A 22135-nucleotide genomic window follows, 5' to 3' on the forward strand; every position below is an offset into this window, starting at 1 on the left:
GAACCAAGGAGAAACCGAATGAACAGCCCCAATCTGGGATACCGAATGGGCACCGGCGTCCAGGCCGGAGCCGTCTATGACGAGGGCCTGCGCAAGCACATGCTGCGCGTCTACAATTATATGGGCCTCGGTCTCGTCGTTACCGGCCTCGTCGCCTTCTTCGTGGCCTCGACGCCGGCGCTTTATGTACCGATCTTCTCCAGCCCGCTGAAATGGGTGGTGATGCTGGCGCCGCTCGCCTTCGTCATGCTGTTCTCGTTCAGGATGCAGACCATGTCGGCCGCGAGCGCGCAGGCGATGTTCTGGGCCTTCTGCGCCGTCATGGGCCTGTCGCTCGCCTCGGTGTTCCTGGTCTTCACCTCGACCAGCATCGCGCGCACCTTCTTCATCGCCGCCACGATGTTCGGCGCCACCAGCCTCTACGGCTACACGACCAGGCGCGACCTGACGCAGTTCTCGTCCTTCCTGATCATGGGCCTGATCGGCGTGGTCATCGCCAGCCTGGTCAACCTATTCCTCGGCTCGACCGCGCTGCAGTTCGCCATCTCGGTGATCGGCATCGCCGTGTTCATCGGCCTGACCGCCTGGGACACGCAGACGATCAAGGAGCAATATGCCGAGAACTTCGATGCGGAATCGCAGCAGAAGCTTGCCGTCTTCGGCGCCTTCTCGCCCTATCTGAACTTCATCAACATCTTCCAGCTGCTGCTGAATTTCACCGGCGAGCGCGAATAGGCCGGACCGCAGCAGGCAACACTGCTGACCTCGCAACGGCCGGAGGGAAACCTCCGGCCACTTTTTTGTCGACTGCGCACCAAGCGTTGACGACCAAGGGGCGATCTGCCTGCCGCGCTTGAGTTCACGCGCGGCCTTTTGCTAGCCTGCCGGCCAAACCTGCCAGCCGCGAGGACGCAATGGACCAGCTGACGCTTCACGCTGACGGCATTTCGGCGACTATCGTCGGGCAGGGGGCCGAACTGGTCTCGCTGCGCGATGGCGAAGACACCGAGCTTCTGTGGCAGGCAGGCCCCGCCTGGCGTCGTCATTCGCCCGTGCTGTTCCCGATCGTCGGCCGGCTCAAAGGCGATCAGCTGCGGCATCGCGGCCAAACCTATCCGATGACGCAGCACGGCTTTGCCCGCGACCGGCGCTTTGCCTGGGCGGAGCAGGGGCCGGCCTCCTGCACATTGGTCCTGACGGACGACGCCGAGACGCGAACGCACTATCCCTTCGCCTTTCGTCTCGCCATCAGCTACGAGTTGAAACCACGGCAACTCGGCGTGACCTTCGAGATCGCCAATACCGGCGACGAGCCTCTGCCGGCCTCGATCGGCGCGCATCCGGCGTTCAACTGGCCGCTGCTCCCGGAGCTGCCGAAGGAAGCCTATCGGGTGACCTTCGCCGAAAATGAGCCGGCGCCGATCCGCCGCCTGAAGGACGGCCTGTTGTTGCCGGCGCCGCAGCCGACGCCCATCGAGGGCAGGACGCTGCCGCTATCCGAAAGACTGTTCGACGACGATGCCGTCATCCTCGACAAGCCGGTGAGCAAGAGCGTGCGCTACGCCGCCGGGCGCGGGCCGGCGATCGAGATGTCGTGGCAGGGATTCAATGAGCTGGGCATCTGGTCCAAGCCTGGCGGCGCGCCCTTCCTGTGCATCGAGCCCTGGCACGGCATCGCCAGTCCTATCGATTTCGATGGCGAGTTCGGCGACAAGCCGGGCGTGATGCTGATCGAGCCGGCCGGCCGGCGCGTGCTGAGTTACCGAATCGGCCTCAGCCGGGAACCGTAGGGCATGGCATATGCCATCAAGACCCAGATTCAGGACCCGGCGGCGGAGAGATTCGTGTTCGCCGCCCAGAAAACCATGTATGGCGGCAAGCGCATCGCCGAGGGCGACGTCATCTACCTGTTCGCCAGCGAGAACGAAGGCGGGCAGGGGCTCGTCGCGCGCGGCGTCGTGACATCCTCCGAGGCCACCCCCAGACGTTCGGATCTCGAACGGCAGACGCCGCGCATCAACGTTGCCGTCCGCCGCACCGCCTTGGCGACGAGACATTTGGGTCGCAATGAGCTCAAGCGCTTCAAGGATTGGCAGGACGGCCGGCCCGAGACCGAGCTCAACTTCAAATTCTACCGCCAGGCGACCAACAAGATCGTCGGCATCTCGGACGTGACGGCGGCGTTTCTGAACAGCTTTTTCTAGACCACCCGATCGGATCTCAGCCGGTCTGCCGGACAATGGCGCCGATCGCGTTGACAACAAGACGCGACGCGGTGATGGCCGACAGACCGTCAATGTCGGCGGGAGGATAAAGCTCGACAAGGTCGAATCCCGCAATCCTCGCCCGCTTGCCGAGGCCTGCGATCAGGTCGATCGCCTGCGTGTAGGTGAGGCCGCCGGGCGTGCGCGCGGCCACGCCCGGCATGATGCCGGGATCGAGGCCATCGCAGTCAAGGGTGACGACAACCCGCGCTCCGTCAGGTATATGCTTGAGAGCAGCTTCCACGCCCAGGGCATGTACCTCGCGCGCGGTTACGAAGCGGCTGCCGTAGCGCCGCGCCGCTTCGATTTCGGCGAGGTGGGCGCTGCCGACGCTGCGCAGCCCGACCTGCACGATGCCGGCAACATGCAGCATCTCGCTCGCCCGCCGCATCGGGCTCGAATAGCCGTAGCGTTCGCCATGCACCTCTCCGCGCCAGTCGATATGGGCATCGATCTGCAGGATCCAGACCGGTCCGTGATCGGCAAAGCCGGCGAGGAAGGGAATGACGACGGAATCGTCACCGCCAAGCAGGATCGGCACCGCCGGCAGTACCAGCACCTCGCGCGTCTTCGCCTCGATACGGGCCCGGTTGCCGGCATTGTCATGCATGGTGGTGGTAATGTTGCCGGCGTCTATGCAGCAGGCCGGTTTGTTGTCGAACAGCGGCCCGTCCAGATCGAAATCCCAGCGATCGAGGAGCGGTGCATCGCCCTGGCTCGCGGCGCGGATGGCATCGGCGGCCAAGGCCTGGCCGCTGCTGTCCTGGCCCGGATAGGTGGTCCCATGACCGGTTCCAAAAATCACGGCGCGGGGCACGCGGCCGTCGGCGAGGCGATCGGGAAAGCCGAGAAAGGAAGGCGAGGCGGTCATTTTCTGGATGCTTTCTTTGTTGCGCCGCGGCGCTATGGCAGCTTGGGGCAGGGTAATTGCTTCGGCCTGGAGTTTTGCGGCGCCTCGCGCAACATCAAGCCACGCACCAAATCAATCTCTTTCAGCGGATCGCCGCCGTCGATGAAAAGCCTGCCATGCGGCTGCAGCGCCGCCTTGATCCGCGTCAGGGCCGCACGGTGGGCCTCGGGGTGACGCCCGTCGAGCGCGCCGACCCGCATGGCGAAGGCGATGTCAAAAAGAGCCTCGTCAGCACTCAATGCGAAGTCTTCGATTGCCGCATGCCTGAAATCAAGGCAGCCCCAAGCCATCTCATCAGCCGATCGCGCCCGCGCCAATCGGATTGCCTTCTCCGAGCGGTCGATGGCCAGAATGAGGCCGCCGTCGATGCGGCGAGCGACCTTGCGAGCGGCAACGCCGGGACCGCATCCGATCTCCAGGACGCGAAGTCCCGGCTTCAACGGAAGCGCTTCGACGAAGGCGGATATCCGATCTGAGATTCCGGCAGCCATGAAATAAATTATCCAACCTGGCCTGCGCCAGGCAAGCGAGAGACGACGCCGAGCGGAAATGGACCGACAGGGCAGCGGCCAGAACTTTGATGCCGGACAATGTAGTCCTCAGGGTCGGCCGCGTTCTGGTCGGCCAAACCTCAAGGACTGTTCTATTGCCGTTTCAGGAAGTCGACCATCAACGACGCAGCTTGGTTGGCATGCGTTTCCAGCAGGAAATGAGGCCCGTCGAGAATGTGTGCTTCCATCCTCGGCAGGGCCTGCATCCATGACAGCGTCTCTGCCAGGTCGAAGAACGCGTCATGCCGGCCCCACAGCATCAGGGCGCGTGGCTGCCTGCGCCGCAGATAGTCGGCAATCGCGTCGAAGCGAGCGACGTAATTGCCATAGTCCGCAATGAGCGCGCGCTGCGTCTCCATGCCTCCGGGTCGCTGCATCACGCGCCAGTCTTCCTCCCAGTTCTCGTCCGGAATTTGTGCGACCACATCGTCGGGAACACCTGCCACATACTGGTCTCGCGTGCCCTCGAAGGTCAGATGCGCGGTGGCTTTCGCTTCATTGTCTGGGTTCGGATTGGCCCAAAAGTCCTGCGTCGCCTTCCAGGATGGCCCCATTCCGCTCCGATGCGCGTTGGCGTTCTGGATGATCAAGCCCAATACCGCATCGGGAGCCTGCATGGCTATCCGCAGCCCGACCGGCGCGCCAAAGTCATGAAGGTAGATATAGCGCGGCCTGACCGAGAGGTGGCTGAGCAAATCCGAAATCGCATCGGCAAAACCATCGAAGGACGGCTCTGGCAGAGCATCGGACATGCCGAACCCAGGCATGTCGGGAGCAACCACATAAGCCACCTTCGACAATGCGGGAATGACGTGGCGAAAGGTCCTGGAGGAACTCGGAAAACCGTGAAGAAGCAGAAGAGCCGGTTTGGAGGGCTCTCCAGCCGTGAGGAAAGACAATTCCGTGCCGCTCGCCAACTCAAGCCGTGAACGCATGCAAAGGTCCTCAAACCGCTCATCAGGCCAACGCGAGGTTCGGCGGTTGAGTTCCGAGCACTTGCTGCCGCAACGAGGAACGAATTCTGTGCGTACCCGTCAATGCGCAACAGCTCCGTGCGGCTGGCGAGCAGGGCTGTGTGACATCACGCTGTCGGCATCTCCGTTGCCATATCGGAAAGTCGCATAAGATAGATTATGGAACTGAGGCGTGGCGGGCACGTCCAGGAATTGCTGCGGCTTTCGCTGCCGGCAACAAACGCCGCGCAGCGCTTCGACGTCGAGATCGCAGCGGAAGCTTTCGACGGACGAACTGTGGCGCCGAATGAACAGCTGTAGCTACCGCTCTGACTCGTAAGGAATTTCGATCGCCATGCCGTCATAGGCCGGCGCCACGTGCTCCGGCGTCTCGGCCATCACGACGGCGTAGTCGAGCGGCACATGCATATGGGTCAGCACGGCGTTCCCCGGCGTCAGCTTTTCGATCCACTCCAGCGCCTGGCCAAGCGACAGATGACTGGGATGGGTGTTGTACTGCAGCGCATCGATGACCAGCGTGTCGAGGCCGCGCAAACGCTCAACGGTGGCGTCCGGGAAGCCGCTGATATCAGGGCAATAGGCAAGCCCGCCGATGCGGAAGCCGAGTGAGATGATGTCGCCATGGACCTGCGGCAGCGGCTCGAGGGTGAGGGCGCCCCCCTCGCCTTCGATCACGACCGGCCTGGCGTGGTCGATAAGATGCGACTTGACGATCGGCGGATAGGAACTGCCTGGCGGCGTCTCGAAGCAATAGCCGAACGCCTGGCGCAGCCGCAGCATGGTCGGTTCGTCGGCATGGATGTCGATGCGATGGCGTTGCTCGAGCACATAGCCGCGCAGATCGTCGATGCCGTGGATGTGGTCGGCATGCGGATGCGTGTAGACGACCGCATCGATGCGCTTGACGGAGGCCAGCAGCATCTGCTCGCGGAAATCCGGCCCGGTGTCGATGACGACCGTGGTGCGCGCGCCGTTGGCGGCAATCCGCTCGACCAGCGCGGCCGTGCGCATGCGCCGGTTCTTCGGGTTCTTGGGGTCGCAATTGCCCCAATCTCCGGTGATGCGCGGCGTGCCGGGCGATGAGCCGCAGCCAAGAACGGTAAAGCGCAGCCGGTCGCTCATGCCTCAGCCCGCAGCCGTTTCGGGACGCGGCATCTTGGTGAACAGCCTGAAGAAGTTCCCGGTGGTGATATCGGCGATCTCGGCCTCGCTGACGCCGATGGTCTCGGCGAGCACCTTGGCCGTGTTCGCCACATAGGCCGGTTCGTTGCGTTTGCCGCGATGTGGGACCGGCGCAAGGTAGGGCGCATCGGTTTCGACCAGCAGCCGGTCGCGCGGGACGTCGGCGGCGATGGCGCGCAGTTCGGCGGAGTTCTTGAAGGTAAGGATGCCGGAGAAGGAGACATAGCCGCCCAGCGCCACGCCGACTTCAGCCAGCCTGCGTCCGGACGAAAAACAGTGCAGGATGAAGGGGAAGGCGCCCCTCCCTGTTTCGTCCTCGAGGATCGACGCCATGTCGTCGTCGGCATCGCGCGCATGGATGACCAGCGGCAAGCCGGTCCGGCGCGCGGCGGCGATATGGGTGCGAAAACCCTGCGCCTGCGCATCGCGCGGAGCCTTGTCATAGTAATAATCGAGCCCGGCCTCGCCGATCGCCACCACTTTGGGATGGCCGGAAAGCCGCACCAGCTCGTCAGTGGTGACGTCGAGCTCTTCCGCCGCATTGTGCGGATGGGTGCCGACAGAGCAATAGACCTCATTGAAAGATTCAGCGATTTCAAGGACCTGCTGAAATCGCCTCACGCGCGTCGAGATCGTCACCATGCGGCCGATCCCGGCGGCGAGAGCGCGGGCGACGACAGCCGTCCGCTCCTCGCCGAAGTCCGGGAAGTCGAGATGGCAATGGCTGTCGACCAGCATCAGCTATTGCCATCCTGCTCGACATAGCGCGGAAATACGCCCTCCGGCGTCGGCAAGGCAGTGCCTGGCTCCAGCGCGTGGTCGGCATGGACGTGCTCGAAAGCGCGGCTGTCAGCGGGCACGGCCAACAGGTCGAGCAGCTTGGCCGCCGATCCGGGAATGAAGGGCTGGCAAAGCAGCGTCACCCGGCGCACCAGCTCGGCCGTCGTCCACAGCACGGTTTCCATGCGCTCCGGATTGGTCTTGCGCAGCGCCCACGGCTCCTGAGAGGCGAAATAGCGGTCGGCTTCGGCAACAACGCCGAAGATCGCCGCCAGCGCCAGATGGATGCCCTGCTCCGCCATCGCCCGACGAGAAACGGCCAGCGCTTCGACCGCCTGGTCGAGGATCGCCGTGTCGGCCTCGGTAAGGTCGCCGCGCGCCGGCACCTTGCCGCCGCAGTTCTTGGCAATCATCGACAGCGAGCGCTGCGCCAGATTGCCGAGGCCATTGGCGAGGTCGGCATTCGTCCGGTTGACGATCGCCTCATGGCTGTAGTTGCCATCTTGGCCGAACGGCACCTCGCGCAGGAAGAAATAGCGCACCTGGTCGACACCGTAGTGCTCGACCATGGTGAACGGGTCGATGACGTTGCCGACCGACTTCGACATCTTCTCGCCCCGGTTGAACAGGAAGCCATGGCCGAAGACGCGCTTCGGCAACGGGATTCCCGCCGACATCAGGAAGGCCGGCCAATAGACGGCGTGGAAGCGCACGATGTCCTTGCCGATGATGTGCGCATCCGCTGGCCAAAAGCGCCATTTCTCATCATTTTCATTGGGATAGCCGATGCCGGTGATGTAATTTGTCAAGGCGTCGACCCACACATACATCACATGCTTTTCGTCGCCCGGTACCGGCACGCCCCAATCGAAAGTGGTGCGCGAGACCGACAGATCCTTCAGCCCCGATTTGACGAAGCTCATCACTTCGTTGCGGCGCTCGGCCGGACCGATGAAATCAGGCTGGCTCTCGTAAAGCGCGATCAACCTGTCCTGGTAGGCCGACAGCCGAAAGAAGTAGCTTTCTTCCTCGACCCATTCCACCGGCGTTCCCTGCGGCCCGTAGCGGACATTGTCGGGGCGAACCTCGGTCTCCTCCTCGCCGTAATAGGCCTCGTCGCGCACCGAATACCAGCCGGCATAGCCGCCCTTGTAGATGTCGCCATTGGCGGCCATCGCTTTCCAGATCGCCTGGGACGATGCGTAATGCCGCTCCTCGGTGGTGCGGATGAAATCGTCGTTGGAAGCGTTGAGCGCGGTGGCCATGCGCCTGAACTCGGCCGAGTTGCGGTCGGCGAGCTCGCGCGCCGTGATGTCTTCCTTGCGCGCCGTTTGCAGCATCTTGATGCCGTGCTCGTCGGTGCCGGTCAGGAAGTAGACGTCCTTGCCGTCCAGCCGCTGGAAGCGGGCAAGCGCGTCTGTGGCGATCAGCTCATAGGCATGGCCGATATGCGGCTTGCCGTTCGGGTAGGAGATCGCGGTCGTGATGTAGAATGTGTCGCGTGACATGAATGAACCGTCATGAATATCTGAATGTGAGTTGTGGCGGTGGATATCGCATCGGAACGTCGATTGCCATCCCGAGGCCAACGCATGCCGCCCAAAACTGGGCCAACGGCATGCATCGAACGAGCCGTCACATTCGCATCGCAGAATTCAGGCGGTCGATCATGGTCAGGGCGTGCTGCTTCTTGTCGAGATTGTAGGTCTCAGCCTCAGATATCGTGTTCAGCGCCTCGTGCCAAGCCTCGGACAGGGTTTTGGCCCGGGCGAGATCGCCGGCAAGCGCGGCGTCACTGGCGGCGGCCGAAAGCAGGTCGAGCGCGCGGCGGTTGAAGATGTCGAACTGGATTGCCTGGTCGCGTCCCGCCACGGCTTCGGCAAGGCGATGGGCGTCGGCAATGTCGGGCTTCCTGGCCGCCACCAGCGTGTCGAGCGCGCCTGCGATCTCCAGCCCGCCATATTGGGTGAGCAGGATCGCGTTGCGGGCGCTGCCCCCTGCCCGCTCGGCCAGCGCTGCGCGCGCGCCCGGATCCTCCGGCGGCGGCGGCTCGATATTTTCCAGCACCGCCATCAGCTCGTCGGCGGTCAAAGGCGCCAGCCGCACCATCTGGCAGCGCGAGCGGATCGTCGGCAACAGGCTGCCCGGCGCATGCACCACCAGAATGAACAGGGTGCGCGCCGGCGGCTCTTCGAGATTCTTGAGCAAGGCATTGGCGGCGTTGGTGTTCATGTCGTCGGCCGGATCGACGATGACGACCCGGTAGCTGCCGTCATGCGAGGTCATCGACAGGAAGCGGCTGACCTTGCGGATCTCCTCGACGGTCAGCACCGTCTTGAAGCTCTTGGTCTTTTCGTTGGCCGGACGGGTGAGATGCAGCACCGAAGGATGCGCGCCGGTGGCGATCTGGCGAAACAGCGATGAGACGGGATCAGAGACGGCAAGCGTGTCGGGCGCCGTCTTGAAATCCGGATATCTCAGAAGATGGTGCGCCATGTGGAACGCCAGCGTCGCCTTGCCGATACCCTGCGGCCCGGCGAAAATCAGCGCATGCGGCAGCTTGCCGGCGCGGTAGGCGCTGGCAAGCATCCCTGCCGCCGACGCGTGGCCGATCAGCCGCGGCGTTTCGGCAGGCTCGGGCACGCCGTCCAGCGTGTCGTGCTGTTCAGGGGCGATGCGTTCGAAGATCATGCCGGCGCCGTCTCAATCCTTTGCGCCGGCATCCGCTCTTCCAGCGCCGCGAAGACGGCGGCGGTGACCACGTTCTCCACCGTATCGGGATCGGCGGAAGCGTCGATGACGATGCAGCGCTCCGGCTCCGCCGCGGCGATGGCCAGGAAAGCCTCGCGCCGCCGCCGGTGGATGGCCAGGGTCTCCTTCTCGAAGCGGTCGGCGGCGTCACCGGCGCCGCGCCGCGCGGCGGCCCGCTTCAGGCCTTCAGCGGGATCGATGTCGAAGATCAGCGTCATGTCAGGCATCATGCCGTTGATGGCCACCGCCTCCAGCGCCTTCATGAAATCGGCATCGAGCCCGCCGGTGACGCCCTGGTAGACGCGCGAGGAATCGATGAAACGGTCGCACAGCACGATCGAGCCGCGCTCGACCGCCGGCCGGATGACCTGCTCGACATGGTCGGAGCGCGCGGCGGCGAACAGGATCGCCTCCATCTTCGGACCGAACGGCTCGGCCGCCCCGGACAGAAGCACATGCCTTACGGCCTCGGCGCCGGGCGATCCACCCGGTTCGCGGCTGACCAGGACCTCGTATTTCTTGGCGCGCACGCGCCGCGCCAGCCGCTCGATCTGCGTCGACTTGCCTGCTCCTTCGCCGCCCTCGAAGGTGATGAAAAATCCACTCGCCAATCGAGATTGCCTCTGCTCGCGCTGGCCGCTGTCATAGCTCCCGTCCGACAAAAGGTCCACGAACTTGCCCGATCACAAATGTTTCTGCCGCAGCCAGCCGACAGCGAGTTCCTTTGCCGCATCGAGCGCACGCTGCGGCAGCGTGCCCACCTTCACCGATTCTGCGGCATAGAGCGGCGTCTGCTGGCTCAGCGTCTCGCCTATCCAAACGCGCAATTCCCCGACCGGTTGCCCCTCCTCGACCGGTGCCGACACCGGACCCTGGTAGACGATCCTGGCGGTCAGCTTGTCGCGGTTGGCTATCGGCAGAAAGATGTCCACGGGGCCTTTGGCTTTCAAGGCCAGGCCGGACTTGGCGCCGCCGAAAACCTGTGCTTCTCCGACCACCTCGTCCTTGGCGAAGATCTCGGTCTTCTGGAATGACCGCGAGCCCCATTCGAGCAGCTTGCGCGCCTCTTCGGAGCGCTCGCGGTCATTGGCCAATCCGCTGAGCGCGGCGATCACGCGCGTGCCGTTGTGGCTGACGGTGCCGACCAGGCCGAAGCCCGCCTGCTCGCTGGCACCTGCCACGAAGCCGTCGGCCTCGATGCCCATGGCGATCAGCGGATTGCGGTTTCTCTGCGAGATCTTGTTCCAGGTGAAGTCCGGCTGGCCGTAATAGTGGAAGAACTCCGGATAGTCGCGCCACAGATGCAGCGCCAGCATCGTCAGCTCCCGCACCGTCGTCTGCTGCCCGTCGGCCGGCAGGCCTGTCGAATTGACGAAGTTCGATTTCGAGAGGCCGAGCTGGCGGGCGCGATCGGTCATCTGCGCGGCGAAATTCGCTTCCGAGCCCGCCATTCCCTCGGCGAGCACGATACAGCCGTCATTGGCGGCCTGCACGGTGACGCCCTGGATCAAATCCTCGACGCGGACCTCGGATTTGAGCTTGGCGAACATGGTCGAGGTACCGGACGGCGCGCCGCCGGTGCGCCAGGCGTTTTCGCTGACGACGAAAGTGTCGTCGAGCGTGATCCGCTTCGACTTGATGGCGTTGAAGACCATTTCCATCGTCATCAGCTTGGCCATTGAGGCCGGCGGGATCGACTTGTCGGGATCCTTGGCGAAGAGCACCGTGCCGGTGTCCGCATCGATCATGAACGCCTGCGCCGCCTTGGTCTCGAAGAGCTGGGCGCTCGCCGGAACGACGCAAAGCAACACCAGCGCCAATCCCAGAAGGTTGGCGAAAGGCAGAAAAATGCGGAACTGCATGAAATGTCGACCCGATCTGAGCAACCCGGAAAGCGCAGAGCCGCTCCAGAATGCGCAAAGACTACCCCACGGCCAAGCTATCAGGATTTTTTCGGCCGGATCAACGGGCAGCGCGAATTTGATCAGTTACGCACAACCAGCGCGTCCGCCGCGCCATGCGACCATGCTGCCTGGAGCAGGTCGTCGACGCTGCCATGGCCGTCCGGATAGACATTGACCGCATACCAGTCATTGCCGTCGAGCTCGGTGCGCTGGATCTCGGTCCGGCCGAACGGCTCGAGCGCTGCGGCCACGCGCTTTGCCTTCGCGGCCTCGTCGAAGGAACCGGCGGCGACGTAGTCGGACGCGGGCGTCTGTAGCTCTCGGTTCGATTTCTTCCATGAACGCAGAATATCAGCCGGCGACATGCCGCCGGAATCGAGCGTGGCAAAGACATCGGCGCGCTCTACCCGCTCATCGGCGTAAGACAGAGAGGCCATGGCGAAGGGCGAGTTCGGCGGAAGCGTGAAATCCGGGCGTTCCGGCACGATCGGACCGAAATCCGGCAGCGCGACATCGCTGGCGCCCTGGACGGCGAATGCGGCCGGCTGCACGGCCGGCTGATCCGAAAGCCCCGGCTGCGCTGCAAAGGCCCGCCCCGAATTGGTCAACTCGCCCGGAAACGGCGCGGCGGCCGGAGACGCCGCGACCGGCACGCTCGGCGACGGGCCGTTCATGGCCACCATGACGCCGGTCGGCAGGCCGTCCGAAGGATCCGGCCGGTTGTTGCCGGGATGATAGGAGGCCACCAGATACTGGTCGTCATTGCCGTCGAGCGGCGCGCGGCCGACATACTCCACTTTCACCCTGGCCGTGCCGACCTTGGCATAGTCGAGCATCTGCGCCGCGCGTTCGGAAACGTCGATGATGCGGCCTTCGTGATAGGGGCCGCGGTCGTTAACGCGCACGATCACCGAGCTGCCGGTCTCCAGATTTGTGACGCGGGCATAGCTCGGCAGCGGCATCGTCGGATGCGCCGCCGTCAGATGCGTCATGTCATAGACTTCGCCATTGGCGGTCAGGCGGCCATGAAACGCATCGCCGTACCAGGAAGCCAGGCCGACCTTTGCGTAGCCCTTGTCTTCCTTGGGATAGTACCACTTGCCACGCACTTGATAGGGCTTGCCGAGCTGGTCGCGGCCGCCGCCGCGCCGCATGAACTGGACACGCGGGCTCGCTTTCACGCCATATTCGGATTCGGCGAAATATTCCTTGGAGCGGGCCTTCTTGTAGACCATCCCCTTCGGTTCGGGTTGCGAGGCGCAGGCAGCCAGCAGCAGGCCCGAAAGGGCGCACAGGGCGAAAGCAGAAGCGCGACGAAGACGCGGGTGCGTCAGGGTCTGCATGTCTCGATTGTCCCCTACCGTGCTGTCACCAGACGGGGCCAGAAGTCGCCCGCCAGGCCAACACCTTGATCCCCAATCCCTTTTTGCACAGGAATTGCTTATCACGATGTTAATCGATTATGGCCGCAACAGGGCGAGATTATGGCGAGAGGCGGTGACACCGTCGCTCGGAAAGTCCGTGCTCGTTCGAGTATCTTGGCTGCCAACAGCGCCAGCCATAAGACGGCCGGCGCGTCCAGTCCGAATAAGAGAGTAAAGGTTGTGCGCTATTCCAGGTTGGATGGCGCCTGCTGGGCCGTCGCGCGAGACAGCATCTCACGCTTTGTCAGTACGGGTTTCTCGTAGGTTTTCTTCACGATTGTCCCCCTGTTGAAATATTAGCAGATTGAGATTGGCAGGCTCATGACGTCATTGTCAATGCACCGAACCGTCCGCCAGGACGAAGCGAGGAGGAGCTAACCTGGCTACGGTTAGGTCGGGCTACCATTCGTAAGCCCTGCCGCACGTCAGCGCGATTGGGATGATTGCCGCCGTGCCGTTGTGGCCAGCTATACATCTATCCGGTGGTGTCAGTACTGTTGAGACTGCACATCCGGATCAGCCAACCTCCGCCAGCCTGACGCTCAAAGACACTCAGCGAGGTGCCGTTGCCGACCGCCTCTCCCTCCGAATAGCCAGCCAATGTCCACGCTAGATTTCCGGAGCTACCCGCTTCGATCACCTGAAGGGTTTTATTCGGCCCGGCATGTTGAACCCAAATTTCGTGCAGCGCCTCTATTGCCGCTCGCCCCCGCGCCGGAGGCCCATCGGGTGAATGCATTTCCGCGTTCTCGGTGAAGATGGCAGCACAGCCAGATGCATTCCTCGATCGGTACGCTGCGACATACAAGTCCCAAAGCTCCTGTAGATCATCTCGGGTCGACATAGTTACCCTCCTTCGGCGCTCTACTGACTAGATCGCCGTCTCTTCCAGCGGATTTCCCCCAGCCGTTCAGGTGCATGTCGTTTCCGCCGGCCCCGGCAACGTAGCCGTCGGGTCACTCCGAATTTATGCCCACCTTTTGCCGTGACAGTTGGAAGGTGCCGCCGCAGTAGTTGACGCGGCCCTGAAAGCCGCACTACAGGAATGAAGCGCAAACCGGCCGGGGAATGCCTTCGGTGCCAACCGAATCAACCGGTCGCGATGACCAAAATGGTTGAAAAACCATAGTGGAGGGATGGCCGAGCGGTTTAAGGCACCGGTCTTGAAAACCGGCGTGGGCGCAAGTTCACCGTGGGTTCGAATCCCACTCCCTCCGCCAATGCCATTGATTTTGCTATGTTTTTTCCGCTTTTTCGCTGGTTGCCATAACCACAGGGAAAAGCCCGCTCAGCGCGGGCTTCCCCGTGCCGCGCTATCAGTTTTGCTTCGCGGCGAGTTGGGCGGCCATGTCTGGCGTCAAAAGGCAGACGTCCCACGCCGGGTCATCGATCGGCAACAGCGCCTCGCCCATAATCATCCTGTCGCGGTTCGGATCGTCCCAAGCGAACGAGCGGACGCCATAGATCTCGTCGCCGCGACTGCTCTTGCACCGATACTGCACCAGCGATGGCATCGGCTGGTCGCGGTGCGTGATCCAATCACCAAGGTCGAATTTGTACTGAGTTTCCATGATCCCAAGTCCCTCTCGGTTGTAGCCAGCTTCTCAAGGCTGGGGCACTGATTGTGCCTTAACTCGGCATGCGGCGCCGAAGCCGGGGGTTGAGAACGCGCCGAGAGACGCGCGTGACGCTTTTACGGTTGCCCGCTGGACAGAACGGCACCCCCCGGCCTATAAGAGCCAGGTTCGGCCGCGCCCGCTAAGCGCTGCCTGTTTCGATCGCCGCCATGACGCTGCCAGGCGTCAAGGCAATTCCTGCCAGGGAATGCGATCTATCTCGGTCAGGGTTTCTCAAGCCCGCTGGCCAAGTTGCGCCTGATTCCCTAATAAATCAACAAAATTCCCCTCTGGGGAAGTATTTCTCACATGTGAAAGGCGTTTTCGCCTATAAAAGCAAGTATATTATGCGAAACCGCCTATCTTGTCTCGGCTATGGACTCCGAAAGACTTCTGTGGAATCCATTAAGCATGGATTGGATTCTGACATTCGTTGGGATATTCGCGGCAATACTGCTTACTGGCCTAGCTGTCATGCTCATGGCTGACATCGGAAATGAGCCGGGAGCGCACCGATGGGTGACCAAGTGTGAACGGCGAGCCGCCCAAGATTGAGGTTGCCTTCTGGCTCGACGGCGAGCTTCAGCTTTCAGGCACTTATGAAGTCTCGCGGTTCGGACTGGTCCCAAACGTCGGAGATATCATTACCGACGAACTGCACGAGTTCCTGGGACCGCTGAAGGTGCGTCGGCGTGTCTTCATACCAATGACAGCGGAGCGAGACATCTGGTGGCTGGTCTGCGATCAGTTGGCAGATGACCAAGAGATTGAGGATCTTCTTGTCTTCGATAAGGAAATGCGAGCCGAATTGAAGGCGGTTGAGGAGGAGGCGCGGCGGGAGGAACGTGAGGAGTCTGCGCGTGCTATGCGAGTGTTGATCCTCCAGCGCAGTAAGAAAAATAGGTCAAGCACCTGACAACGGCGCCTGATGCGGTTCTTCATAATCCGCCGGCCGACCGTTGAGGATGTTCAACGCGCGCCGGATGTCGTCCTGTAGGGCTGCGCACGTTTCATAGTGCGGGCAGAACGGCATCAAGGACAGCTGCGCCGCGCTCAAAGCCTGGTCAAGCAGCCAGGCTTGGCGATCGATCTGCTGAAGGTGAAACTGCGATACCTGCAGGTAGCGGCGACGGCGGGGCATACCCTATCTAGGAATAAATTCCGCAAAGGGTCAATACCAGAACAAACAGGAAACAAAAACCTTGTGGGTAAAGCCGGCCACGGCAAGCGGCGGGACTCCGCAGAAGGTATATTGGGAATTGCTAGGTGCGGGTTTGCGGTGTCCTCACCCCTTGAGAATCGCCGCAAACCCTTTTTCCTAGCTGGCACGGGCGGACGGGAGGTGGTTACAGCCACCTCCCGTTTCCGATCAGCAAAATCAACATTGCCGTGATTTTCACGTATGCGCAACGCACAGAAACGGTTTTCCCGCCCTTTAGTCAACCACCTCAACCACAAGCCCGTTACAGGTGATGTCGCCGGCGCTGGCCACGCCGTTCTGACCCTGAAACTTGACCACGATCGCGCTGCTCGTCGCTTCCGTCATCGTGCCAGGAGTCACCTGGGAGATGCTGCTGGCGCCGACCGTCTTGCGCATGTAGGTCTCGGCAGATGCTCCGGTGATGATGACTTCCGCGCTGACTTCCCAGCCGACCGCATTTAGGGTGCTCGACCATCCGCCCATGCTGGTAGCCCCGAAGAACACGCGGCCGGTCTTGGTGTTCGCGTTGGCAGCGGTCGTACCCCATGCCTTGATGCGCACGCGCTGCCCGACCTGAAGCGTGCCGGCCGGGATACTGTAGGTCATGAGGTCTTCGGCCGTCGTCACGGCGGTTGTAGACACCCCTGTGACATTCAAGGATACAGCCTCTGAGGTGCGTCCGTTGATAAGGCGCTGGCCCGTGGCGGTGACGCCGGCTGAGCCGATCACGTTCTTGCCCGTGAGCTTCACGTCCGCATAGCTGCAGGCGTTGAGGTTGACCTCCTTGCTAGCTCCGGCGATCTGGTTGTTGTTCTCTGCGGTCAGTCCGCTGATGCGGACCTTCTTAGCGCCGGTCTCGACCGCCAAGCCGTCGTGATTCATGTAGGCGCAGAGGATGCCGCTCATGTCGATGTCGGTCGCATCGCTCTTGATCAGGATGCCGGCGCCAGTGCTGCTGCGGAGATAGCCGTTGGTCGCGTTGACGTTGCGCATCAGCCAGGTACGGCCATGGATGAGCATGCCGTTGGTGACAGGCTGATCCATCCCGACATTGCTCATGTAGACATAGGATGGGATCAGCGTATCGGTGCCCGCCTGTGCAATGACGCCAACCTTGGGCCAGCCAATGATGACATTGTTCAGGAAGATGCCCTGACAGTCGCCAACCATCGACACGCCGTCCGCGCCTCCGTCCAACGAGGCGGCATTAACGTTGTTGAGGTAGACTGATGCGGCGCGGCTCAGCTTGAATAGCTTCTGGTCGGACCATGTCGAGGCGCCAGTGCCCTGCTGATTGAAGTTATTGATGTTGATGTTGAAGATGTAATGGCTGTCATCGAAACTCTGGAACACCCACGTTCCGGCGCCGCGCTGATGAATGTCCTCGATGTTCACCCAGCCGGTCTGAGCCGATGCGCTGCTGCCCGTGAAGATGGCGCAGTAAGAGATATCGCCAGTGAAGCTGAGGCCTGACAGCGACGTAAAGTACGGCGCGCTCTCACGGATAGCTGTAATGCCGGTCTTGCCGTTGCCAGCGAAGTGAATGCCACGTACGGAGAACGGGATTGGCGAGTTGGCGCTGATAACTGCGCCGCTGATGTCGATCATGATGGTGCTATTGGCGGTCGGGATGAACTTGCACTCGCCGACGCCCTGCCATCCGCCACCCTTAGCACGGTTGACCGTCTGCCCGTCGTAAAGGTAGGTCTTCGGCCCAAAGCGGAGTTGCGCGCCGAGCAAGGCACGTACCGCCTCTGCGCCAGCGACGGCCACACTGTCGTCTGAGATGCCGTCACCTGCGGCACCAAACCAACCAATCTCTATTGGTCCAGTGTACTGACGCACCCATGCACCAGCCGAGGACGCGATTGCATCGGCCTTGACGTACAGCCCCTCCTGAGTGTCAGCGGCAATAAGGGTTGAGAAATTTCCGGCGCGCCATAGGAAGACACCCTCGCGGCCAGATTCCGTCAGATAGACCGACGATACAGAAGTTGTATCAAGAGCCTTGAGTGAGGCGCGGTCGGCGACGGGAGTAACCCGCCCGCCCTCGAGCGCGGTGCCCCAAGCGCGGATTTCGCTTTTATGAGGTTTCCACGGTCCGGAGGATGGAATGCCGTCGTTGAGATAGTCGCGCCAAACAGTGTTGGCCGGTTGAAAAGTCATTATGAAACTCGCAAAGAAAACCCACCTTGGGGGGCGGGTTGAAAAGGTCTGGGGTTTTGTGAGGGACGGCTAAGCGAAGGCGGAGCCGTCTGAGAAAAGCGCGCCGTCATCGAACGGTGCGGCCATTGGATCTATCTTCTCGCCAACGGCGTCCGGCCATGTGTGCAGCCGAGTCGTAGTGGCGCCGTCTGCGGTGACAACGGTGCGGTCAATGTGACCGCCAATGCCGAAGATAGCTGGCATGTGCGGCGCCGCAGGGTTGAAGCCCGGCTTGCTGCGCATGGCCTCAAAAAGCGGCACGGCAAGTTCGGCCAGGCCGCTCTCAGCGCTCGGCAAGCCGGCGACCTCTTCTTCTGTAAGCGGGTTGCCGCCACCGAATTCCGGACCGACGTTGTGGAGCATGTATGGCTCAAAACGGGGATAACCGTTGTGGGTCGCGAAGAACCACAACTGCGGCCCGTTTGTCTCGGAGATGCCGGCGATAAGGATTTCGCAATTGCCAGGCACGCCGATGCTTTGGCGCTTCGCCAGAAACGCCGACAGACGCACCAGACAGGCGTCGAAGCCACCGCAACTAAAAGCTAGGACTGCAGCGCAAAACACAGCAACCGTGAGGGTTTCGCCCCGACCCGTGACGGCAAGCGGTGTCTCGTCGGAAGCGAAAATCTTCGATCCGATGTCCGTTAGGGTACCGTCGTCGCGATACGTCGCGCCATCTGTTAGAATCTCAATACGGTCGGTATAAGCCGCAGCGAAAAAGGCGCTCAAGCAGCCCTCCTGTTGTGATGATTGTCGTTGGCGACGCACAGCCCAAGTGTGCCGATCCTCCCGAGCAGATTGCCACCTGGCACCCCGCCCGTGCCCTGAAAGAGCGCATCGAGTCCGATATCCAGCAGCTTATCGGCGACTTTCCCAAGCGCGTCAGAAAGCGCTTCGGTCGCTGACTTTCCGGACTCCAAGTCCTTGATAAACCCGCCCAGCACGTCCTTGCCAAAAGCGGACGACTGCTGCATCACATTTGCGAGATGCTCCTGGCTCGCCTTTAATGCATCGCCAGCCGATGAAGCCTTGGCGTAATTGCCGGCAAGCGCGTCAATCTTGGCTGCAAGTTCCGGCGTTACCTCAACGCCAGCCTTCGCCGCATCGTTTAGCAATTGCTGCTTGATGCGTGCTTTTTCGACGGCATAGCCGTAGTCGTTGATTGCCGGATTCAGCTTCGACTGTGCGTCATATTCAGCGTTCAGCAAATCAATGCGCTGCTGAATTTGCTGCATGTTGCCGGAGAAGATGTCGGTCGGCGACTTTTTGGTGCCACTGGACGTCGACGCCGAGGCACGATTCTGCGCATACGCGATGGCGTCATTGACCGTCGCACCACCACCAAGGATGGCCGGATTGGCGTTAATCGACGCTTGGGAAATAAGCCCTTGCAGCGGTGTGCCGCTTGCCGCCTTCAGCACCTTAGCCGCGTCGCCAGCGCCCAAGAAGTGCGCCAACTGTAGTGCGGCTTCGTCTACGCTCACGCCAGCGGCCTGCAGCACTGCGGCATTCTCTTTGGCGTACGCCTCGATCAATGCACGACTGACATTCGCATCCGTCCGCAGGGCCAGGATAGCGCCGCGAGTCATTCCTTCAGCGCGATCGGGAAAATACTTCTGGAACAGGTCAATCCATGTCGACTCGATAAACTGGCCAACGCCAGTTGCGCTCGAGTTCGGATTCTTGGCGTTGGCGTTGCCGCCGCTTTCCGCTCTGACGACGTGGTCGACAAAGCTGTCGATCGCGCCGCTTGCCTTATCCAGTTCCTGCTCGAACTGCGACTTCGTATTTCTTGCGTCGAAATCCTGCTGCTCGGCCGGATTGAGGAACCTCCCGCCGCCGCTAGTGAGAGGAGACAGCGTGCCGAGCGGCTGCGCCTTGAAGAAATCCTGCAAGTTGAGATCGGCACGGAGCTTCTGACCGGCCGCAGCAGCTCGTTCGGCTTCATCGGCTATGGCGCCAAGCGCGTCAGCCATCTCCTTTGCGGCAGGAATGTGCGACGACTTGAAGATATCGCTAAGAGCATCTTGCGTTTGGCGCAGATGCGCTACGGCGTCATCGCCATTCTTGACATCGATCGACATGGCCGCAAAGGCGGCCTGCAGCTTCGCCACATCTGCATCGGATTGACCTGCCGCTTGCAGCTTGGCAAGTAGGTCAGCTAGGTCGACATTGGCCCCCTTGATGAATTCGCGCAGCTTTGCGTTTTCACCGTGAACCGCAGCGTCCACCGCGCCGCCTTGGTCCGACTGATCCTTGAGCCGTTGCTGCTCATCATTGTACGCCTTCAGCGCAGGAAGGGCGTCGCCCCACTTTTGCGCAACACGGTCGATAAGCTCTGCGTGCTCCTTGAGTGTCTTTTCAGATTCTTCACCACCGGAGAGCAGCGACCCAAAATACTGGATAGCCGCGCCGCCCAATCCAATGATCGCAAAGGTCGCAAGCGATACTGGATTAAGCATAGTGGTAAAGGCGCCGCCAAGCGTCTTCAGTGTGGCGGTAAGTCCACCCCCCGCGCTGCCTAGCGCCTGAGCAACCTGGCTACCCTGTTGCACCATAATCGTGAATGGTGACGTGCCGCTGGCCAGCCCCTGCGCGATATCATTCAACTGGAATGACAGGTTAGTTATTGCGGCCTTCTGCTGACCGAGTGAAACGGTGGCCGCCTTTGCGCCGCGTTGAAATGACTTCGCAACGTTGTCGTTAGCCTGAGCAAATGAGCCGTCTATATTGCGGGCCGCCTTCTCAGCCGCCTTGGCGATAGCGGCGGCCTGCTTTTCTGTCTTGGCCTGAGACAGTTCAATGCTAACAAGGAGTCTGGCAAGATCTTCTTGAGTTGACGCCATCAGGCAGCCTCCTTACGCGCACGGCTGTGCGATCGCGCGGTGGCGCGGTTGGTGATCATGTTTGTGAATCCTGTGAAAAGACGGCCGTGCTGCACAGCCATCCGACCTCAAATCAGCTACATTGAGTGTTCAAAATTTAGCCGGTGGAACAATGGTCGATATTCCAGTTTACTGCTCGTATTGCGGAAACATTTTCGCGTCACGGGGCATAAAGATATCCGGAAACGTCCGAAATCTTACCCTCCGCGGGAACAGAGAAACCTGCCCCCGTTGCGGCCATATGGCCAACGTCGCCAATGGCGTCTTTGATATTGTAGACGACGCCCTTACTGAGCTTAGGGCTGCTCAGTTACCAAAGTCCGCTTTAGAGCAGTTCTCGGCCCTTATGGCCCGCGCTCAAGTGAAAGAGATATCTGAAGGCGACCTGGAAAAACGAGCCGCCGAAATAGATCCTAAGCTTGGGCTGCTTGTTAAAACCATAAGAGGACGAGGGATAGGATTCTTCGGCGCTGTTCTACTGGTGCTTATGCTTGCTTTGTCTCACTGCCAATTCGACGTGAACATATCCGTAGACGTTAACAAGCTGGTCGATCGGGCCGTGGAGCACCTTGAGAAGACAGAGGAGCCGGACCTACGCAACAAGGTGCAATATCCCGAGCGCAATCATCAGCCCGCAAGCTCCGATGCCGCCAGCGATGGCACCAATGGCAAAAGTCCAAATGTAGAGCATGGCAAAACACCTTCTAGGCGACGAAGTGACGTTAACAGGGGGCGAAGGACAGCGCTGCGGCGCAGGCGGGAGCAGTTTCCACAAAGGAAACGAAAATGATGGCTCTTCCGTCCTAGTACGGGAACAGATGCAGGATTCGGCACAAGACCAGAAACCCGCACACAAAAACCGTTCCCAAGGCGACTCGGGACGACCACAACAAAGCGTTGCTGCTTTTTTGCATCGCAGATTGATTAGACTTAAGCATTCCATCGTAGTGGGCACAGACTTCAGCCAACGCTGTATGAATCGGCTTGCCGCTTTCGGCGTCTGACGCCCAACCAGATGGGTAGTTACCTACCGGGTCAAAGTCTATAGGCTTGGCCGCCTCGAAAGCATAGAAGGATGAAACCGACATACCGAACGCCGCAAAAAGACCAATTGCCCCCAAAGGAACATCAATTTGATCGGCCTTGAAAATAGCAAGCGTGCCAGCGACGATCACAGCTACTGCTGCAAGCATGAAGCCAAGGAACGTTATTGCCCTCATATCTGCCGCCAGAGCCATTGTTAATTGTGCATCAAGGCGGCTTTCGGCTTCCCGGAGAATTTCCTTTAGCGTATCTTCATTTGCCTTTTCGAGGCGAGAACTAAGCGAGGGAACCATGATCTCATCTTTCGAATTTCAACCGGATAAACCGCCATCTGAACGCAAGGGTGTCTTCCATGAGGGCACAAGGAATGCACCGCGGCCTTCAAAGCCTTCCCCCCCCCCACCAACCCCCACCCCCCCCCCCCCGCAGCCCCCAAAAAAATAA

The 22135-nt window shown here is 61.2% G+C and carries 23 protein-coding genes and 1 tRNA gene; 7 read left to right on the forward strand and 17 right to left on the reverse strand.

From position 1 onward, the window contains the following. Positions 1–18 precede the first annotated feature (18 nt). From LB552_RS24720 to LB552_RS24730, 3 genes are all read left to right on the forward strand, one after another. On the forward strand, positions 19–735 hold the full coding sequence (locus LB552_RS24720) for a Bax inhibitor-1/YccA family protein (RefSeq protein ID WP_224610751.1): 717 nt from the start codon (positions 19–21) through the stop codon (positions 733–735). A gap of 179 nt (positions 736–914) precedes the next feature. Continuing rightward, on the forward strand, positions 915–1790 hold the full coding sequence (locus LB552_RS24725) for an aldose 1-epimerase family protein (protein ID WP_224610753.1): 876 nt from the start codon (positions 915–917) through the stop codon (positions 1788–1790). Between the two features lie 3 nt (positions 1791–1793). Then, on the forward strand, positions 1794–2204 hold the full coding sequence (locus LB552_RS24730; RefSeq protein WP_224610756.1) for a hypothetical protein: 411 nt from the start codon (positions 1794–1796) through the stop codon (positions 2202–2204). Between the two features lie 16 nt (positions 2205–2220). On the opposite strand, the gene LB552_RS24735 is transcribed toward LB552_RS24730, so the two are convergent. From LB552_RS24735 to LB552_RS24745, 3 genes are all read right to left on the reverse strand, one after another. Then, entirely contained in the window at positions 2221–3135 is a 915-nt protein-coding gene (locus tag LB552_RS24735) for an agmatinase (RefSeq protein WP_224610758.1), read from the reverse strand. Positions 3136–3167: 32 nt separating this feature from the next. Next, positions 3168–3665, reverse strand: a complete 498-nt coding sequence (locus tag LB552_RS24740) for a class I SAM-dependent methyltransferase (protein ID WP_224610760.1) — start codon at positions 3663–3665, stop codon at positions 3168–3170. A 152-nt stretch (positions 3666–3817) separates the two neighbouring features. Continuing rightward, positions 3818–4660, reverse strand: a complete 843-nt coding sequence (locus LB552_RS24745; RefSeq protein ID WP_224610762.1) for an alpha/beta fold hydrolase — start codon at positions 4658–4660, stop codon at positions 3818–3820. Between the two features lie 198 nt (positions 4661–4858). On the opposite strand from LB552_RS24745, the gene LB552_RS24750 reads away from it, so the two are divergent. Next, entirely contained in the window at positions 4859–4999 is a 141-nt protein-coding gene (locus tag LB552_RS24750; RefSeq protein ID WP_224610765.1) for a hypothetical protein, read from the forward strand. Here LB552_RS24750 and LB552_RS24755 read toward each other — a convergent pair whose 3' ends face one another. The 8 genes from LB552_RS24755 to LB552_RS24790 form a co-directional block, all read right to left on the reverse strand. Further along, positions 5000–5821, reverse strand: a complete 822-nt coding sequence (locus LB552_RS24755) for an MBL fold metallo-hydrolase (protein ID WP_224610767.1) — start codon at positions 5819–5821, stop codon at positions 5000–5002. 3 nt (positions 5822–5824) lie between these two features. Beyond that, on the reverse strand, positions 5825–6619 hold the full coding sequence (locus LB552_RS24760) for a TatD family hydrolase (RefSeq protein ID WP_224610769.1): 795 nt from the start codon (positions 6617–6619) through the stop codon (positions 5825–5827). Then, positions 6619–8169: a methionine--tRNA ligase gene (metG, locus tag LB552_RS24765; RefSeq protein ID WP_224610771.1), complete on the reverse strand. Its 1551-nt coding sequence runs from the start codon at positions 8167–8169 to the stop codon at positions 6619–6621. The genes LB552_RS24760 and metG overlap by 1 nt, the downstream gene beginning before the upstream one ends. Positions 8170–8296: 127 nt before the next feature. Further along, on the reverse strand, positions 8297–9352 hold the full coding sequence (locus LB552_RS24770; RefSeq protein WP_224610772.1) for a DNA polymerase III subunit delta': 1056 nt from the start codon (positions 9350–9352) through the stop codon (positions 8297–8299). Further along, complete coding sequence (tmk, locus tag LB552_RS24775) at positions 9349–10023, reverse strand: dTMP kinase (RefSeq protein WP_224610774.1); 675 nt, start codon at positions 10021–10023, stop codon at positions 9349–9351. Before tmk ends, LB552_RS24770 begins: the two co-directional genes overlap by 4 nt. Before the next feature lie 72 nt (positions 10024–10095). Further along, positions 10096–11274, reverse strand: a complete 1179-nt coding sequence (locus LB552_RS24780; protein ID WP_224610776.1) for a D-alanyl-D-alanine carboxypeptidase family protein — start codon at positions 11272–11274, stop codon at positions 10096–10098. A gap of 122 nt (positions 11275–11396) precedes the next feature. Further along, on the reverse strand, positions 11397–12659 hold the full coding sequence (locus LB552_RS24785) for a septal ring lytic transglycosylase RlpA family protein (RefSeq protein WP_224610778.1): 1263 nt from the start codon (positions 12657–12659) through the stop codon (positions 11397–11399). Between the two features lie 556 nt (positions 12660–13215). After that, positions 13216–13584: a YybH family protein gene (locus LB552_RS24790; protein ID WP_224610780.1), complete on the reverse strand. Its 369-nt coding sequence runs from the start codon at positions 13582–13584 to the stop codon at positions 13216–13218. 286 nt (positions 13585–13870) lie between these two features. On the opposite strand from LB552_RS24790, the gene LB552_RS24795 reads away from it, so the two are divergent. Next, positions 13871–13960 (forward strand) — tRNA-Ser (locus tag LB552_RS24795). Positions 13961–14056: 96 nt separating this feature from the next. Here LB552_RS24795 and LB552_RS24800 read toward each other — a convergent pair. Next, positions 14057–14311, reverse strand: a complete 255-nt coding sequence (locus LB552_RS24800) for a hypothetical protein (RefSeq protein WP_224610782.1) — start codon at positions 14309–14311, stop codon at positions 14057–14059. Positions 14312–14885: 574 nt separating this feature from the next. On the opposite strand from LB552_RS24800, the gene LB552_RS24805 reads away from it, so the two are divergent. Next, entirely contained in the window at positions 14886–15272 is a 387-nt protein-coding gene (locus LB552_RS24805) for a hypothetical protein (RefSeq protein ID WP_224610784.1), read from the forward strand. On the opposite strand, the gene LB552_RS24810 is transcribed toward LB552_RS24805, so the two are convergent. From LB552_RS24810 to LB552_RS24825, 4 genes are all read right to left on the reverse strand, one after another. After that, complete coding sequence (locus LB552_RS24810; RefSeq protein ID WP_224610787.1) at positions 15261–15497, reverse strand: hypothetical protein; 237 nt, start codon at positions 15495–15497, stop codon at positions 15261–15263. The genes LB552_RS24805 and LB552_RS24810 overlap by 12 nt on opposite strands. A 294-nt stretch (positions 15498–15791) precedes the next feature. Beyond that, entirely contained in the window at positions 15792–17723 is a 1932-nt protein-coding gene (locus LB552_RS24815; protein ID WP_224610788.1) for a hypothetical protein, read from the reverse strand. Positions 17724–17792: 69 nt separating this feature from the next. Beyond that, complete coding sequence (locus tag LB552_RS24820; protein WP_224610789.1) at positions 17793–18491, reverse strand: hypothetical protein; 699 nt, start codon at positions 18489–18491, stop codon at positions 17793–17795. Beyond that, positions 18488–20608: a phage tail length tape measure family protein gene (locus LB552_RS24825; RefSeq protein WP_224610790.1), complete on the reverse strand. Its 2121-nt coding sequence runs from the start codon at positions 20606–20608 to the stop codon at positions 18488–18490. Before LB552_RS24825 ends, LB552_RS24820 begins: the two co-directional genes overlap by 4 nt. 280 nt (positions 20609–20888) lie before the next feature. On the opposite strand from LB552_RS24825, the gene LB552_RS24830 reads away from it, so the two are divergent. Next, complete coding sequence (locus tag LB552_RS24830) at positions 20889–21437, forward strand: hypothetical protein (protein WP_224610791.1); 549 nt, start codon at positions 20889–20891, stop codon at positions 21435–21437. Between the two features lie 13 nt (positions 21438–21450). Here the strand turns inward: LB552_RS24830 and LB552_RS24835 are convergent, their stop codons facing one another. Further along, positions 21451–21984, reverse strand: a complete 534-nt coding sequence (locus LB552_RS24835; protein WP_224610792.1) for a hypothetical protein — start codon at positions 21982–21984, stop codon at positions 21451–21453. Positions 21985–22135: the final 151 nt, after the last annotated feature.

Source organism: Mesorhizobium sp. CA7 (assembly GCF_020165015.1).
Classification (GTDB): domain Bacteria; phylum Pseudomonadota; class Alphaproteobacteria; order Rhizobiales; family Rhizobiaceae; genus Mesorhizobium.